At 40.6% G+C, this 15,460-nt stretch carries 14 protein-coding genes; 7 read left to right on the top strand and 7 right to left on the bottom strand.

Annotated elements, in window-relative coordinates:
• Window positions 1-6 precede the first annotated feature (6 nt).
• Window positions 7-1,203, top strand: coding sequence for a tryptophan synthase subunit beta (trpB, locus tag L5B90_RS11345; RefSeq protein ID WP_250363323.1), 1,197 nt, complete (start codon window positions 7-9; stop codon window positions 1,201-1,203).
• Entirely contained in the window at window positions 1,203-2,009 is an 807-nt protein-coding gene (trpA, locus tag L5B90_RS11340; protein WP_250363324.1) for a tryptophan synthase subunit alpha, read from the top strand. Before trpB ends, trpA begins: the two co-directional genes overlap by 1 nt.
• Before the next feature lie 85 nt (window positions 2,010-2,094).
• Here the strand turns inward: trpA and L5B90_RS11335 are convergent, their stop codons facing one another.
• A complete protein-coding gene (locus L5B90_RS11335) occupies window positions 2,095-2,442 on the bottom strand; it encodes a helix-turn-helix domain-containing protein (protein ID WP_250363325.1) in 348 nt (115 codons plus the stop codon).
• A 52-nt stretch (window positions 2,443-2,494) separates the two neighbouring features.
• Entirely contained in the window at window positions 2,495-2,677 is a 183-nt protein-coding gene (locus tag L5B90_RS11330) for a type II toxin-antitoxin system RelE family toxin (RefSeq protein ID WP_250363326.1), read from the bottom strand.
• 256 nt (window positions 2,678-2,933) lie between these two features.
• Here L5B90_RS11330 and can point away from each other — a divergent pair, with 256 nt between their 5' ends.
• The 3 genes from can (at window position 2,934) to L5B90_RS11315 (ending at window position 6,159) form a co-directional block, all read left to right on the top strand.
• Entirely contained in the window at window positions 2,934-3,632 is a 699-nt protein-coding gene (can, locus tag L5B90_RS11325; protein WP_250349824.1) for a carbonate dehydratase, read from the top strand.
• 65 nt (window positions 3,633-3,697) lie between these two features.
• The gene (gene purK / locus L5B90_RS11320; RefSeq protein ID WP_265762995.1) at window positions 3,698-4,795 is read left to right on the top strand and encodes a 5-(carboxyamino)imidazole ribonucleotide synthase; all 1,098 of its coding nucleotides are present in this window, start codon (window positions 3,698-3,700) and stop codon (window positions 4,793-4,795) included.
• 173 nt (window positions 4,796-4,968) lie between these two features.
• On the top strand, window positions 4,969-6,159 hold the full coding sequence (locus tag L5B90_RS11315) for an amino acid aminotransferase (RefSeq protein ID WP_250349822.1): 1,191 nt from the start codon (window positions 4,969-4,971) through the stop codon (window positions 6,157-6,159).
• A 63-nt stretch (window positions 6,160-6,222) separates the two neighbouring features.
• On the opposite strand, the gene L5B90_RS11310 is transcribed toward L5B90_RS11315, so the two are convergent.
• The gene (locus L5B90_RS11310) at window positions 6,223-9,228 is read right to left on the bottom strand and encodes a chondroitinase family polysaccharide lyase (RefSeq protein WP_265762994.1); all 3,006 of its coding nucleotides are present in this window, start codon (window positions 9,226-9,228) and stop codon (window positions 6,223-6,225) included.
• 10 nt (window positions 9,229-9,238) lie between these two features.
• Window positions 9,239-10,303: a porin gene (locus L5B90_RS11305; RefSeq protein WP_250363330.1), complete on the bottom strand. Its 1,065-nt coding sequence runs from the start codon at window positions 10,301-10,303 to the stop codon at window positions 9,239-9,241.
• 290 nt (window positions 10,304-10,593) lie between these two features.
• Between L5B90_RS11305 and L5B90_RS11300 the strand changes: the two genes are divergently transcribed.
• Window positions 10,594-11,397, top strand: a complete 804-nt coding sequence (locus tag L5B90_RS11300; protein WP_250349819.1) for a sulfite exporter TauE/SafE family protein — start codon at window positions 10,594-10,596, stop codon at window positions 11,395-11,397.
• A gap of 12 nt (window positions 11,398-11,409) precedes the next feature.
• Window positions 11,410-11,967: a Crp/Fnr family transcriptional regulator gene (locus L5B90_RS11295; RefSeq protein WP_442778779.1), complete on the top strand. Its 558-nt coding sequence runs from the start codon at window positions 11,410-11,412 to the stop codon at window positions 11,965-11,967.
• Window positions 11,968-12,082: 115 nt separating this feature from the next.
• On the opposite strand, the gene bioB is transcribed toward L5B90_RS11295, so the two are convergent.
• The 3 genes from bioB to thiP form a co-directional block, all read right to left on the bottom strand.
• Entirely contained in the window at window positions 12,083-13,096 is a 1,014-nt protein-coding gene (bioB, locus tag L5B90_RS11290) for a biotin synthase BioB (RefSeq protein WP_265762992.1), read from the bottom strand.
• A 39-nt stretch (window positions 13,097-13,135) separates the two neighbouring features.
• Complete coding sequence (thiQ, locus tag L5B90_RS11285) at window positions 13,136-13,789, bottom strand: thiamine ABC transporter ATP-binding protein (RefSeq protein WP_265763031.1); 654 nt, start codon at window positions 13,787-13,789, stop codon at window positions 13,136-13,138.
• Between the two features lie 97 nt (window positions 13,790-13,886).
• A complete protein-coding gene (gene thiP, locus L5B90_RS11280) occupies window positions 13,887-15,446 on the bottom strand; it encodes a thiamine/thiamine pyrophosphate ABC transporter permease ThiP (RefSeq protein WP_265763029.1) in 1,560 nt (519 codons plus the stop codon).
• Window positions 15,447-15,460 lie beyond the last annotated feature (14 nt).

Genomic DNA, 15,460 nt, shown 5'->3' with positions numbered 1-15,460 from the left:
AAAATTATGTCAGAAACCCAGCTTAACCCGTATTTTGGTGAATTTGGCGGAATGTATGTGCCAGAAATTTTAGTCCCTGTGCTAAAACAACTGGAACACGCCTTTGTAACGGCGCAAGCCGATCCTGAATTTCAAGCGGAATTTCAAGATTTACTGAAAAACTATGCCGGTCGTCCTACCGCATTGACCCTGTGTCGTAATCTCACCAAAGGTACTAAAACGAAACTTTACCTAAAACGGGAGGATTTATTGCACGGTGGTGCGCACAAAACTAACCAAGTTTTAGGGCAAATTTTACTTGCTAAACGAATGGGAAAAACACGCATCATTGCTGAAACAGGTGCTGGTCAGCACGGGGTTGCCACGGCCCTTGCTTGTGCAATGCTGGATATGCCTTGCCGTATTTATATGGGGGCAAAAGATGTGGAGCGTCAATCACCAAATGTGTTTCGTATGCGTTTGATGGGGGCGGAAGTTATCCCCGTTGAAAAAGGCTCTTGCTCGTTAAAAGATGCCTGTTGTGAAGCAATGCGCGATTGGTCTGCCAACTATGAAACCACACATTATTTACTTGGTACCGCAGCAGGGCCTCACCCTTTCCCAACTATCGTGCGTGAATTTCAAAAAATGATCGGCGAAGAAACCAAACGCCAAATTTTAGAAAAAGAAGGGCGTTTACCTGATGTGATTATCGCTGCCGTAGGCGGGGGGTCTAACGCCATTGGAATGTTTGCTGATTTCATTGATCAACCACAAGTGCGTTTAATCGGCATTGAACCTGCCGGCAAAGGCATTACCACTGGGCAACACGGCGCGCCACTTCGCCACGGTAAAGTGGGGATTTATTTCGGAATGAAATCGCCAATTATGCAAACCGATGATGGACAAATCGAAGAATCTTACAGCATTTCTGCGGGCTTAGACTTCCCTTCTGTGGGGCCACAACACGCCCATTTACACGCTATCGGACGTGCAGAATATGAAAGTATTACGGACGATGAAGCCCTAGATGCCTTCCAAGCGCTCGCCAAACACGAAGGTATTATCCCAGCGTTGGAAAGCTCGCACGCGTTGGCTTATGCGTTAAAATTAATCCAACAAAATCCAAACAAAGAACAATTAATCGTCGTAAATTTATCAGGGCGTGGGGATAAAGATATTTTCACGGTGGATAAAATCTTAACTGAAAAGGGGAAAATGTAATGAGCCGTTTTGAAACCTTATTCACCCAACTTAATACTAAAAATGAAGGCGCATTCGTGCCGTTTGTCACGCTATGCGATCCCGATTTAGCACGCTCTTTTGAGATTATTTGTACCCTTGTCGATAACGGTGCAGATGCGTTAGAACTGGGTTTTCCTTTTTCTGATCCCTTATTAGACGGCCCCGTCATTCAAGCGGCTAACAATCGTGCCTTAAATGCAGGTTGTAGTACGGCAGAAAGTTTTGAGCTGCTGGCAAAAGTGCGGACGAAATATCCTGAAATTCCGATCAGTTTATTATTATGTGCAAATTTAATTTATGCACAGGGCTTAGATCATTTCTATCAACGTTGTGCCGAAGTGGGCGTGGATGCTGTGCTTGTGGCAGATATTCCTTTACTTGCAGCTGAACCTTATATCCGAGCTGCGAAAAAACACGGCATACAACCTGTGTTTATCTGCCCACCAAATGCGGATGAAGCAACCATTAAAGGCGTAGCACAACATAGCGAAGGCTACACCTATTTAGTTTCTCGCGCTGGCGTAACCAGTGCAGAAAACCAAAGCCATGCAACAAATTTAGATACCCTAGTAGAACAACTTAAAGCTCAGCAAGCCCCATCAATCCTACAAGGTTTCGGCATCGCCCACCCCCAACAGGTTAAAGAAGCCTTGCAACTTGGTGCAGCCGGGGCTATTTCAGGCTCTGCAACAGTCAAAATTATCGAACGCAATCTAGATAATCATCAAAAATGCTTGAGCGAATTGGCTCAGTTTGTGAAAGCGATGAAAGACGCCACGTTGTAAGCTAAATTTCAATTCAAAACATAAAAGTGCGGTGAAATTTTTGTTAATTTTCACCGCACTTTTGCATTTAATTTTCCCAAGAGAATTAAAAATCCAACTGCTCAAGATGAAGATTTAACGCATTGGCAATTTTCTGCTTAGTGCTTTTGCGTAGGCGAGTAGCATTTTCATACTGGCAATAAGCTGATTGCGATACCCCAAGGCGAGCTGCGACCTCTGCTTGAGTAAGATTCAAATATTCTCGCCACGCCCGCACGGCAGAAATATCCTGTTTAAGTGCAAGAGCAGCAACCTCATAGGGGACACCAGTATCAAGAGGATTTTTCAAGCCTGCTTTGCTTTTTAACCATTCTAAGGTTGCAAGTGGCACAACCGCAAAAGCAGGGTTGCCTTGCTCATCGTTAATATATTGGATATTAGTAAGTGCGTTCATCGCGTTTTTTCACCTCTTCAATAGAGACCACGCTTAATGCGTCGCCAATCAACTAGAAAAATACCCGATAACGCCCCACACGGAAGCGATAAGGATATTTATGATTAATTAAGGATTTTACATTGGTGCATAAAGGAAATTGCTTTAATTCCTCACATTTATCAATAATAACAGAACGCTCGGGAATACGACGCAGTTGTTTTAAGGCTTTAGGTTGGATAATTAAAGTTTTCATTTAGACGCAATATCAGTGATTTAAACTTATCTTATAAGCCATTTTATAAGAAATCAAGAAGATTTATAACTATCTATCACAAAGGCAACTTTTATTTAGGCCGCCCTCAAAAAGTGCGGTGAAATTTTTGTTAATTTTTCACCGCACTTTTCCCCTCAGCCCAGCAACTCATACCTGTTGTTTATCTCGTATAGTTTAATTTACCCTTGTCTTATTATTCGTTATACTGTGCATCCATTAATTTTGGAGTATTTCAATGAAAAAAATCGAGCAACTTTTCGCCAATAATTATAGCTGGGCAACACGAATGAAAGAGGAAAATTCCGATTATTTTCGTGAGCTTGCTGATCATCAAAAGCCAAGTTATTTGTGGATTGGTTGTTCTGATAGTCGTGTGCCGGCGGAAAAGCTCACCAACCTTGGACCCGGTGAGCTGTTTGTCCATCGTAATGTGGCAAACCAAGTGATCCATACCGATTTAAACTGCCTTTCAGTGGTGCAATATGCAGTGGACGTGTTGGATATTGAACATATTATCATTTGTGGGCATACCAACTGCGGTGGAATTAAAGCGGCGATGTCAGAACAGGATTTAGGCTTGATAAATAATTGGTTATTACATATTCGTGATATTTGGTTTAAACATAGCCATTTATTGGGTAAACTGCCGCCAGAAAAACGTGCGGATATGCTAACCAAACTCAACGTTGCAGAGCAAGTTTACAACCTTGGGCGTTCTTCTATTGTGCAATCGGCGTGGAAACGGGGGAAAAAACTTTCCCTACACGGCTGGGTTTATGATGTGAATGACGGCTATTTGATTGATCAAGGCGTAATGGCAACGAGCCGCGAAACGCTGGAAATTTCTTATTTAAGTGCGATTTCTCGTCTTTTAAAACAAAATGAAGATGAACAAGAAAACGCTGAAACACCGACTGAACAAATAGAAAAATAAGCAAAAAATGCCCCGCACTTTCTATGCGGCATTATTTTTTAACCAACATCATCAAGGATTTTATAATGCAAAAAAGTGCTTTGTACCCTGTTATTTATGTGTTAGGTAATGGGCAACTTGGACGAATGTTGCGCTATGCTGGTGCGCCTTTAGATATTCAGGTTGTGCCATTGCCTTTCAATGCCCCCGTGTTTGAACTGGAAGAAGGTTGCTTAATTACCGCAGAAATTGAACGATGGGAAAACACACCTCTGACAGAAACCTTAGCCAATCATCCGCAGTTTATTAATCGTTCCGTTTTTGGCTTACTCGCCGACCGCCTTTCGCAAAAATCGCTTCTTGATGAACTCAATCTTCCCACTTCCCCTTGGACACTCATTCATTCTGCCTCCCAATGGCAAGATATTTGGCAGCAAATTGGCGATAAAGTTGTGGTGAAACGCCGTACTGGGGGATATGACGGACGTGGTCAATGGATCATCACCGAAGAAAATCAGGCGCAAATCACTCAAGATTTATATGGCGAAGTCATTGCGGAAAAATTTATTCCCTTTGATGGTGAAATATCTCTAGTGGGGGCAAGATTTAAAGACGGCGCAACCCGTTTTTATCCTGTTACGCATAATTTACAACAAAGCGGGATTTTACGTTATAGCGTTGCAGATAGCGCTCAGCCACAACAGGCTGTATTACAACAGCAAGCAGAAGCGATGTTAGCAAAAATAATGCACAAGCTAGATTATATCGGCGTAATGGCAATGGAATGTTTTGTCATTGGCGATAAATTACTCATTAATGAACTTGCGCCTCGAGTGCATAACAGTGGGCATTGGACGCAACTAGGTTGTGCAATCAGCCAATTTGAACTTCATTTACGAGCATTACTCAATTTGCCAACACCAGAACTGACTAGCACAATGCCCGCAGTGATGATTAATTTAATTGGCACAACGCATAATCCGCAATGGCTCAATATGCCATTTAGTCAATTGCATTGGTATGGTAAAGAAGTGCGTGAAGGGCGTAAGCTAGGGCATATCAATTTGGCTCATCCAGATCGTCAAGAACTAGTGCATTTACTGGATAAATTTTCGCAAATACTGCCACAAGAATATCAATCTGGTTTAGTTTGGGCAAAAGACAAATTGAAATTATCTAAATAATCATCGCATTTTTTGAAAAAATATTGGCTTTCTTAGACATAAAGCCAACTTAGTACTAATAAATACTTGCGAACAGGGGGAATTCTCAAGTATAACGTTACACAGGATTTCTTCTCTTAGAGAAATAACATTATTAACCACAAATTCAACACAACATTAGAAGGATAATCACGATGTTTGAACATATTAATGCTGCTCCAGCCGATCCTATTTTAGGTTTAGGTGAAGCCTTTAAAGCCGATGATCGTACTCACAAAATCAACTTAGGGATTGGTGTCTATAAAGATGCTAAAGGCAACACACCCATTATGAAAGCGGTGAAATCAGCCGAACAACGTTTATTTGAGGCTGAAACCACCAAAAATTATCTTTCGATTGATGGGGTTGCTGATTTTAATGCGCGTACGCAAGGCGTTTTGTTTGGCGAGCATTCAGAAATTGTAAAACAAGGACGAGCTAAAACCGTACAAAGCCTTGGTGGAACTGGAGCATTGCGTATTGCCGCAGAATTTATTAAACGTCAAACAAAAGCCCAAAATGTTTGGATTAGCACGCCTACTTGGCCAAACCATAATGCGATTTTTAATGCGGTGGGCGTAACTATTCGCGAATATCGTTACTATGATGCAGAACGCAAAGCCCTTGACTGGGAGAATTTAATCGCTGATTTAAGCAATGCAAGTGAAGGCGATGTGGTGTTATTACACGGCTGCTGCCATAACCCGACAGGTATCGACCCAACCCCAGAACAATGGCAACAACTGGCTGAAATGTCTGCTAAAAATGGCTGGTTACCGCTATTCGACTTCGCTTATCAAGGACTAGCAAATGGTTTAGAAGAAGATGCCTTTGGTTTACGCACTTTCGCAGCGAACCACAAAGAATTATTAATTGCGAGTTCTTATTCTAAAAACTTCGGCTTATATAATGAGCGTGTTGGTGCGTTCACCTTAGTTGCCGAAACCGCGGAAATCGCCACAACAGCATTGACTCAAGTGAAATCCATTATCCGCACACTCTACTCTAACCCTGCCTCCCACGGCGCGTCCAGTGTGGCGATCGTACTCGCCGATCCCGCATTAAGAGAAGAATGGACAACCGAGCTAGGGGAAATGCGTCATCGTATTAAAGAAATGCGTCACCAATTCGTCGCATTATTAAAAGAATACGGCGCACAGCAAGACTTCAGCTTTATTGAACAACAAAACGGTATGTTCTCATTTAGTGGTTTAACACCAGAGCAAGTCGATCGCTTAAAAGAAGAATTTGCTATTTATGCTGTGCGTTCAGGGCGAATCAATGTTGCAGGTATCACCGAAGATAACATTCGTTACCTTTGTGAAAGTATTGTAAAAGTGCTTTAATCAAAATTTGAAAAAATAATACCGCACTTTAAAGTGCGGTATTTTTTTATGGTTTTTTAGGCGCTATTTCGCTACGACTAATCTCACTTTGCAAGGTGTTGCATCTGTGGTTTGGGTGGATATCAATGTGGTCTCCCCTTTCACCGTTGCCGTTGCACACTGGCTAGCCTGTTTAAGCTGCCATTTACCTTTTACCGTTAAGGTAGAATTTTGCGTCTGAGACGCGCTTTCACGCCATTGACGGGAATAAATACTAACTTCGGCTTGTTTACCCGCTTTAACCTGATCCGCTTCAATCCCTTTATAGAAAGCGAGATCTGGATTCACAATAGATAAATCAAGTGATTGATCTTGCTGTTGTGCCATCACCATAACAGGCTGATCTGCTCCAAGTACAATCCCACCTACATCATTATGCTCTGCTTCAAAATAAGCATAGGCTTCTTGTCCACTATGCTTATCTTTAACTGCGTGCAGTTTATTCGTTTGCGATAATTTTTGATAAGCTGGCATTTGATCATTTTTAGCCGCAACAAGAATGGCATATTCATATTGCCCATTTTTCGGGGCGACACCGTGATCAATAACCGCTGTGGCAAATTTCCCTTTCGTTGGTTTGTCATCACGATCATCAACAGATTCTTGCTCTTGATAAGTAAACACAACATTTTGTCCTTCTGGCACATAATAGCGATTACCGGCAGGATCCGCAAAGGTAACAGCTTGTTTAATATCTTGTTTTGTGCCTAATGTCGAAACAGCATTTCCATTGACTAAAACAGGTTGAAGTTCTGCCACACTATGCTGGAATAAGGTGGTTTCTGTTCTATGTTGTTTATCATCATTCTGAATATCTGTCCCTAATGCAATAATTTGGTTATCAAATAGGAAATAAGATTTTCGTGCAAATAGCGAGTCTTGCTGATATTTACTGTGTCCACGCAGTTTCATTGCATACATACTGTTATTATGCAAATCTGTTCCACCTGCATAGGTTTCTGTGGAAAGTAGCATTTCCTCAAGCCCCGCCGCAGGAAGTTGTAACAACTGTGCTTTTAGCTCTGGATAAGACAGATGAATGGTTGTTGTGCCGGGGAAACGGTTCCAATCCCAACCATCATAACGATAACCACGATCATCAAAATGTTGGGGGATAATTTCTAATGCACCATAGGACATATAACGTCCATAGCGATTGTTTTTCTCGTAAGATTCATTTCCTACTAAATAACGGCTAAATCCTCGTGCAATAGCAAGCCAAGACAAGCTTGGATCATCTTGATGACGGCGTTGTATTACCATTGACGCATAATTCATCGTCCAAGCCCCTACGGGTTCTGCAATGGCTGGAACTTGTTCAAAGGTTGGCTTATGCGATAATGCCGCATAAATTCCTGCAAAAGTGCGGTTAATTTTTTCCCCATTTTTCTCATTACCTGCTAAGGCAAACCATTTAAATGGTGCTGCAGCAACAGAAAATTTTCCCGTTGGGTGGCGCCCACTAATAACAATTGGGATATGCCCATCTTTACTATAAACCCACATTTTATATAACACATCATTTAGACGTTCTCGGGCTGCTTGATTAAGTGCATAAGGTGAATCACTCATAGCATAAACCACAGGGGCTAGCCCACCAAAGGCGTCTTTTCCGTATGCGGTGTAATGTTGTGAATGGTGGAAAATTGAGCCATCCGGCTTAAATCCCCCGGCAACCCCTTTTGATTGTAAAATGGTGGTACTCAACCAATGGGAAAATTGTTTTAACAAGCCTGTTCGTTGCTGTTCATTTGGTAACAGTAAAATACTTTTTATAATCCATTGGAGTTGCGTATTTAAAATATCCACATTTGCTTCAACAATACGTTCATCAGGCTCAAAAATACGCCCTGTTCCACTAAACCACGCCATTGCGCCTTGTGCTTGTTCAAGCAATCCTTGCTTTTCAAGTAAATCATGCATTAAGAACCACGCATCAAAAAGTTCTCGGTTTTGATAGCCCATATGGGTAACAATTTGGATACTGCTACCACGCACAAAACCTTGATCAAATAAATAACGGGTGGCAAGCAAGAATTTGGCTTCCAGCTGTTGGCGTTGTTCCTCTGTCAGTTTGCCTGTACGCAAGGCTTTTGCACTTTCTAGCATCACTTTACCTAGCTCACGCATTGACACAGAACGAAGTAAGAAATCTTGATCTTGCTTGCTAAACACTTGATCATTTTTCATAAACTTCTGTCGCGCTGGGAAATCAAGCATTGGACCTTGAATGACGCCATCTTTTTCACTGATATTAAAAGATTGATATTTTTGTAAAATTTGTGAAAAATCCACCACACTTGGTTTATCCGTAAACACATTTAACACTTGCTCAAAACGTTGGTAAATGCTTTCGCTTTGCGGATCGGAATGCAGACTTCTATTAAAATCAAAGTGCGGGTAATTTTTGCTTAACATTTGATCATACAACAGCAAACCATTCCAGTTTTTATTCACTGCCGTACTTGCAGTAGGATTAACAAAAGAGGCTTGATAATCAGGAATTGGGTAACGATTATCCACAGGAACATTGAATAAAAGTTGATCCAAATATAGTGTTCCAGCTTGATTAGGTGCTTGAATAACTAATTTATCTAAACTTGCAACTTTTTCTCCTTGCATATCGCGAAATGGTACTGCAATACCACGCCAGCCTGTAAAATCTAAATTAATATCAAAAGATTTTTTCACCTTGCCTTGTTGTTCAAAACTAAAGTGAAGAGGCTGTTTAATGGCTTTTTCATTATAAAGCCATAGCATAAACGTTTGCGGTAAAATATCATCATTTTGTGAAAAATCTAAATTTTGTGAAAACACTAAGCGCCCTTTTGGCTCAAACTGCCAATGCAACGCCTGCTTCCCATCTTTGTAATGCAACGCACTCGGTGCAACTTGCCCATTTGTAACGGTTAAATAAGCTGGAGGCTGTGCATTTTCAAAAAAATCCCACGCATAATTCGCCGCATTCACACTGCCCGTGATGACACAAGCAGTTAATAGGCTTAGCTTTGGAAATAAGCTCGCTTTCATAGGCTCTCCCTTAGAATAAGAAACGGAAACCCGTGTAGTATTGATTTACATATTTATTATGCACATTCACGTTACTGATATTACGATCACGTCCAAATTCAATAAAGGTGATTAAGTCTTTGATTGGACGATAATCAAGCCCTAAGGTGTAACCGTGGTTCACATTTTCACCCCGTTTTTCATAACGGAATTGGCTATAACCAGCAAATTTTGGTGTGATGAAATATTTTGCTGCAAGGAAATGTCTTTTTTCTTTTACTGCATTATGATCAAGGTAGTTCGCACGTTGTAGATCTTTTAATTCACCATAGTTATAAGCAACTTCTAAATTACGGTATTTCACTTCCGCCGCCACACGCCACGCAGAACGATTTACATTTTTTTCAATCCAAGATTGATTTATTCCTGCGCTATCTGGTGCAGAGAATTGATAACTATCATAATTATCGCGAGTGTAACCCGCTCTAAAGCGTAATCGCCAGTCGTCATTCAATTTATTGGTATAATATAATGCAAGCCCGTAGCCATTTTTTAAATGCTTCGGTGAGTTATCCACTCCTTTTTCAGCCGAACCAAATAAATAATCCGAACCAAATTGGAACCCAGCTAATTCTACAGAACGGAAATGCAAGCCTTTATTGGCTTCTGCGGTAAGTGGATTACGTCCGCTTCCGCCTAACTGCCAATCACCTAACATAATGGCATCGCCATTGGTTGGTAAACGACCTAAATATAAACGTCCTACAGCTTTATGTTCTATACCAAGATAAAGTTGTGCAGTACGCGGATCACCAAAACCTGAATGATTGCTACCACTGGCATCTTTTCCATTAAAAACAATTCTGGTTTTACCGATTAATCGTATCTCTTCTGTCATATCTTGTGCAAAGATAAACTCCACACGCGAGCCACGATCACGCAAATCTGAACGTTGCCCTTCGGTATGCGCAAGCATTGGTCTAAATTGCCCATTAAGCTGTACGCTAGTGCCATCTTTTTTATAAATTTCTACCGCACTTGCTGTACTTGTTGCGGCAATAAGTGAAAGTGCAAGAAGAGAAAGTGATTTTTTCATATAACAATTATCCTTATTATTTATTGTGAAAAGGCACCTCAAATCAAAGACGATTAATCTGAGCCATTACGATGTTCAAGCTGGTTAGATACGACACAAAAATAACTAAAACTGAGCATTCAACCTTATCATAGGCAAATATTTCACAGGGGAAAAGCACCGCACTTTAAAAATAAGATCAAGATCACAAAAATATTAAAACAGAGTTTTGATATTTGTTTTTATGATGCCGATCATAAGGATTATTAATTTGATTATTCATAATAAAAGAAAAATCATAAGGATAGACTATGACCTTTTCTTTGATCATTATTCTTCTTTTATGCGGTATATTAACTAACCTGATGTCAGCTATTTTTGGTATTGGTGGCGGGGTGTTGATGGTACCCATTTTACATACGCTTTTCCCTTATATGCCAATCCAAATGATTTCTGCCACTTCACTGACTATCGTAATGGGATCAGCGTTAATTAATCTGTTTTACTTTTATAAGCTAAATATTGAGATTGATAAGAAAAAATTGCTCCTTTGGTCACTAAGTATGATCATTGGTGTACAACTTGGCTTTCATCTCAGCTTTAATGTTTCAGATAACCTGATAATAGGGGTTTTTGTCATTACGCTGATTGTATTGGCATTAAAAACCTTTTTGCATCCGAACAATAAGAAAAAGCAACAAGCACAGAAAAAAGATTGCTTACGTGGTAGCCTGTTCTGCTTTCTGGGTGGGGGAATTGCTGGGATTACAGGGATCGGTGGTGGCTCAATTATGTCGCCACTAATTAGCCAGTTGCCCAGTGTTAGCATTAAAAGTGTGGCGGTTTATACCAATTATATGATGGTGATTGGTGGCATTGGCAATCTTTACGGCTATTTAACCAAAACCCCAGAAGTGATTATCCCCCATTCCTTACAGATTGGCTATGTAAGTTTCTCCATTGTACTCATTGTCGTGCTAAGTGCTTTTTTTATGAGTTTCATCAGTATGAAACTTCGTGGCATTATCAAAGAGGAAACCGCACGTAAATTGCTTAGTATGATCTTACTTTTTATTGCTTGCTATATGCTACTATTGCGAGTAATACAAGGATAAATTATATAGGATATGAAAATGCTTAAAGCGATGAATTTTAAAAATTGTCAATATAATCATTTGGTTGCTGTTGACAAAGGCACTCAGCTCTATCGTCAAGGGGAAACTGCCCACTCGTTTTATTGTGTAAAAAATGGGCTTATTGGCTTATATCATACCCTTGAAAATGGTAAAGAAAGTTTAGTGAGAATTTATAAAGCAGGGGATTATTTTGGATTTCGTACCCTATTTGGTGATAAGAAATACCATTGCACGGCGAAAGTATTAATGGAAGCAGAAATTATCAAAATCACGCCACAACATATTGATTCCTTCTTTTTAGAAAACCCTGAAACCATTCGCTTTTTATTCCAAATTCTTTCAAATGAACTGCGTGATGCAGAAGATCGCCTTGCTAAAAGTGCGTATTTAAAAAGTTTAGATCGTGTGATTGATAGTATTTGTTTCTTAACAGAAAACTTTCCTGATTACCATTGGACACACCGAGAAATCGCTGAGTACGCTGGCTGTGAAACCGAAACTGCTATTCGCATTACTCGTGATTTAAGAAAGAAAAATTTATTATCGTAATTTCATTTTCCTCAACGGTTTATCCTGTACTTAGCGCATTGCATTATCTTGTTAAACTGACATCGCAATAAAAATGGCAGCGTCTATGCTGCCATTGCGTCAATAAATCGTTACATTAATTTTGTTCTTGTTGCAGACGATTTTCTTCTGTTTCTGGTTCAAGATCGAGTTTTGCCATTAGAAGCTGATCGCCATCTTCTTCAGGATTTTCTGTTACTAATAGCTTATCCCCATAGAAAATCGAATTTGCCCCAGCCATAAAACACATTGCTTGCATTTCTTCTGACATTCCTTGACGTCCCGCAGATAAACGGACATAACTTTTTGGCATCACAATTCGTGCAACGGCAATGGTACGTACAAACTCCGTCCAATCTAATTCCGCCGCATCAGCCAATGGTGTGCCTTCCACTTTCACTAATTGGTTGATTGGCACGGATTCTGGTTGTGGATCAAGATTAGCTAAGCTGGCAATAAATGCGGCACGTTCTTTCCGTGTTTCATCCATCCCAACAATTCCCCCACAACATACCTTTAAGCCGGCTTTACGCACTTTCCCAAGGGTATTAATACGATCATCAAATTGGCGTGTGCCAATAATTTTTTCATAATGCTCTGGTGCGGTATCAATATTATGATTGTAGTAATCTAATCCTGCTTTTTTCAAATCTTCCGCCATACCATCTTGCAATAAGCCAAACGTCCCGCAGGTTTCTAGCCCCAGATCTTTTACTGCTTTAATAATCGTGGTGATTTTTTCAATATCTTTTGGTTTTGGTCCACGCCAAGCCGCCCCCATACAAAAACGACTTGCACCACGGGATTTTGCCACTTTCGCTTTCTCTACAATCTCATCAACATTAATTAATTGTTGATTTTGCACCCCTGTTTGATAGCGTGCCGATTGTGGACAATAACCACAATCCTCAGGGCAGCCCCCTGTTTTAATCGACATTAAGGTAGAAAGTTGAATCGCCCGTGGGTTAAAATTCTCACGATGAACCTGAGTGGCACGATACACCAACTCTAAAAAAGGGGTTTCAAATAACGCTTCCACTTTACACACTGACCAATATTCTAGGGTTGGGTGCGGTGTTAAAGAAGGAATTTGAATGTTTGTGATTGTCATAAATTATCCTTATTACAAAAAGTGCGGTCTATTTTAGACCTAAATTTTTAATTCAGGTAATGATTTATCACTAATCCTACCATTTTCAACACATAAAAGGCGATCAATTTTTCCGACTAATTCATTAGGTTGATGAGTAACAATGAGCAACGTCAATGTTTTCTGCTGAGATAAATTCTCTAATAAATTCAACATTTCTTGACGCAAATGAGGATCAAGCGCAGAAAATGGTTCATCAAGCAATAAAATCGGTTTATCACGAAGCAGACAACGGGCTAAAGCGACACGCTGTTTCTGCCCGCCAGAAAGGGCATTAGGTAAGCGAGATAAAAAATCGCCTAATCCGACCGCACTTGCTGCCTTTTCCACTTGTGCTTTTTCTTCCGCACTCAGCGTTAAACTGGGCTTTAAACCTAAAGCGATATTTTCAGCCACCGTTAAATGCGTAAACAAATTATTCTCTTGAAAGAGCATCGAAACAGGACGCTGATGGGGCGCGCTAAAGGTGTGATTTTGCCCATTAAGCCAAATTTCCCCCTTATCGGCGAGTTCAAATCCAGCAATTAAATTGAGTAAAGTGCTTTTCCCCGCGCCACTCGCCCCCACTATGGCAACACGTTGTCCCGCCGAAATATGCAGTTGGAAGTGCATCGCTTGATTGGGGTAATGAAAATAAGTATCCAGTTTAATCATTATCTTGCCTAAATCATTAACGTAATAAGAACCAATATCGAACAAAAACAAAGTGCGGTGCAATTTTTTGCTATTTTCGCTTTGCTCTTGCTTTTCGCTATGCCACATTTTGCGGTTTTTCAATCATCATAAATAACAGACCACATAACCCTAATAAAATTAAGGCGGTTACGCTCGCTTCTTGCATACGATATGAGCCTAATTGCTGATAAAGCAAATAAGGCAAAGAGATGAAATCTTGATTACCAAATAAAGCAATCGCTGTGAAATCGCCCAGCGATAAGGCATAAGCCAATGCGCTAGCATACCGCATCGCTGAACGCAAAGTTTGCCATTCTACCACTCGCCAGCGTTGCCAGCCTTGTACGCCAAGAGATTGGCAAAGTCGCTCATATTGCATTGTTTGATACATTGGGGCAGAAAGCGTGCGAATCACAAAAGGCATTGCCAAAATGCCATTACAAAACGCTACAATAAGGAGAAGATGCCACGGCTGAAAATCAAGATCTTGCAAACGAATAAACAGCCCTAATGCCACCACTAAAGTCGGGATCGCAAGGACGATCATTCCCATATTACTAATAACATTGGCACAGTAACGGTGGCTTTGCCAAGCTAAGCGTCGCACGAGCAAGAGTAATGCCATTGACAATACAATAGCAAATAGCGCAGAACATAGCGCAATACTTAAGGAATAACCCAAAGCACGCCACAACTGGGGATTTTGTGCCACTTTTTGCCACGCATCCCAATCTAATCCTGCCACCACCATATAAAGCAAGGGTAAAAAAAGAAAAATCAGCACACTGCCCACACAAAAAACTTGCCAAATTTGTACCGCACTTGTCTGCTTTTCTCGCCAGAACTGGCGTAAATCGAGCTGGCTAGGATCTTTGCGATGAAAGAAGCTACTCATCATAAGCAATAGGACACAAAAACCGCATTGCAACAACGCTAACATTGCCGCTTTAGGTAAATCAAATTCAAATAAAATGGCTTGGTAAATCGCCACTTCTAAGGTGGTATACGCTGGCCCACCACCAAGTGTGAGTACAATGGCAAAGCTAGTAAAGCAAAGCATAAAAATTAACGCAAAGGCAGGCAAAAATTGTTGGCGTAAATAAGGTAATTCGATCAAACGAATAAATTGCCAACCGCGAATATTAAGCTGTGAACTAAGCTGACGTTGCTGATTAGGAATACTTGATAGTGCTTGCAAAAATAGGCGGCTTGCTAAAGGAATATTAAAAAATAAATGTGCGATTAAAATGCCACTTAAGCCATAAATATTGGGTTTCCAGTCAATCTCAAGGGCGGAAAATAACCTTGCCAACCAACCTGAATGTCCGTAAATCCCTAATAGTCCTAGTACAGCCACCAAAGCAGGTAACACAAAAGTGAGGGAAAATAACTTCAAAATAAGCGATTTACCACGGAAATCTTGGTAAAAAAACGCACGGGCAAATAATAATCCGATACTCACCGATAAGAATGCCGAAAGAAATGCCTGCCCAAAACTAAAGGCGATAACGTGGCGAATGTAGTCATCTTGCCAAAGCGCTGTCCATTGCTGATGATTGCCAAGATTTAACACCGCACTTAAGGTAAAGCCATAAAATGTCGCCAATAGCAATATCACGCCCATTCCCCCAAGCATTGAAGAAAGGGGGA

This window comes from Avibacterium sp. 20-129, assembly GCF_026226845.1.
In the GTDB taxonomy this organism is placed as follows: domain Bacteria; phylum Pseudomonadota; class Gammaproteobacteria; order Enterobacterales; family Pasteurellaceae; genus Avibacterium.
Note: the sequence above shows the minus strand (reverse complement) of the source record. Positions and strands in the feature narration are given on the sequence as shown.

Bases quoted from the DNA above. Each gene is read 5' to 3' on its own strand.
- trpB (WP_250363323.1), top strand. From the start codon at position 7: ATGTCAGAAACCCAGCTTAACCCGTATTTTGGTGAATTTGGCGGAATG.
- trpA (WP_250363324.1), top strand. From the start codon at position 1,203: ATGAGCCGTTTTGAAACCTTATTCACCCAACTTAATACTAAAAATGAA.
- L5B90_RS11335 (WP_250363325.1), bottom strand. From the start codon at position 2,442: ATGAACGCACTTACTAATATCCAATATATTAACGATGAGCAAGGCAAC.
- L5B90_RS11330 (WP_250363326.1), bottom strand. From the start codon at position 2,677: ATGAAAACTTTAATTATCCAACCTAAAGCCTTAAAACAACTGCGTCGT.
- can (WP_250349824.1), top strand. From the start codon at position 2,934: ATGAAAAAAATCGAGCAACTTTTCGCCAATAATTATAGCTGGGCAACA.
- purK (WP_265762995.1), top strand. From the start codon at position 3,698: ATGCAAAAAAGTGCTTTGTACCCTGTTATTTATGTGTTAGGTAATGGG.
- L5B90_RS11315 (WP_250349822.1), top strand. From the start codon at position 4,969: ATGTTTGAACATATTAATGCTGCTCCAGCCGATCCTATTTTAGGTTTA.
- L5B90_RS11310 (WP_265762994.1), bottom strand. From the start codon at position 9,228: ATGAAAGCGAGCTTATTTCCAAAGCTAAGCCTATTAACTGCTTGTGTC.
- L5B90_RS11305 (WP_250363330.1), bottom strand. From the start codon at position 10,303: ATGAAAAAATCACTTTCTCTTCTTGCACTTTCACTTATTGCCGCAACA.
- L5B90_RS11300 (WP_250349819.1), top strand. From the start codon at position 10,594: ATGACCTTTTCTTTGATCATTATTCTTCTTTTATGCGGTATATTAACT.
- L5B90_RS11295 (WP_442778779.1), top strand. From the start codon at position 11,410: ATGAAAATGCTTAAAGCGATGAATTTTAAAAATTGTCAATATAATCAT.
- bioB (WP_265762992.1), bottom strand. From the start codon at position 13,096: ATGACAATCACAAACATTCAAATTCCTTCTTTAACACCGCACCCAACC.
- thiQ (WP_265763031.1), bottom strand. From the start codon at position 13,789: ATGATTAAACTGGATACTTATTTTCATTACCCCAATCAAGCGATGCAC.
- thiP (WP_265763029.1), bottom strand. From the start codon at position 15,446: ATGCTTGGGGGAATGGGCGTGATATTGCTATTGGCGACATTTTATGGC.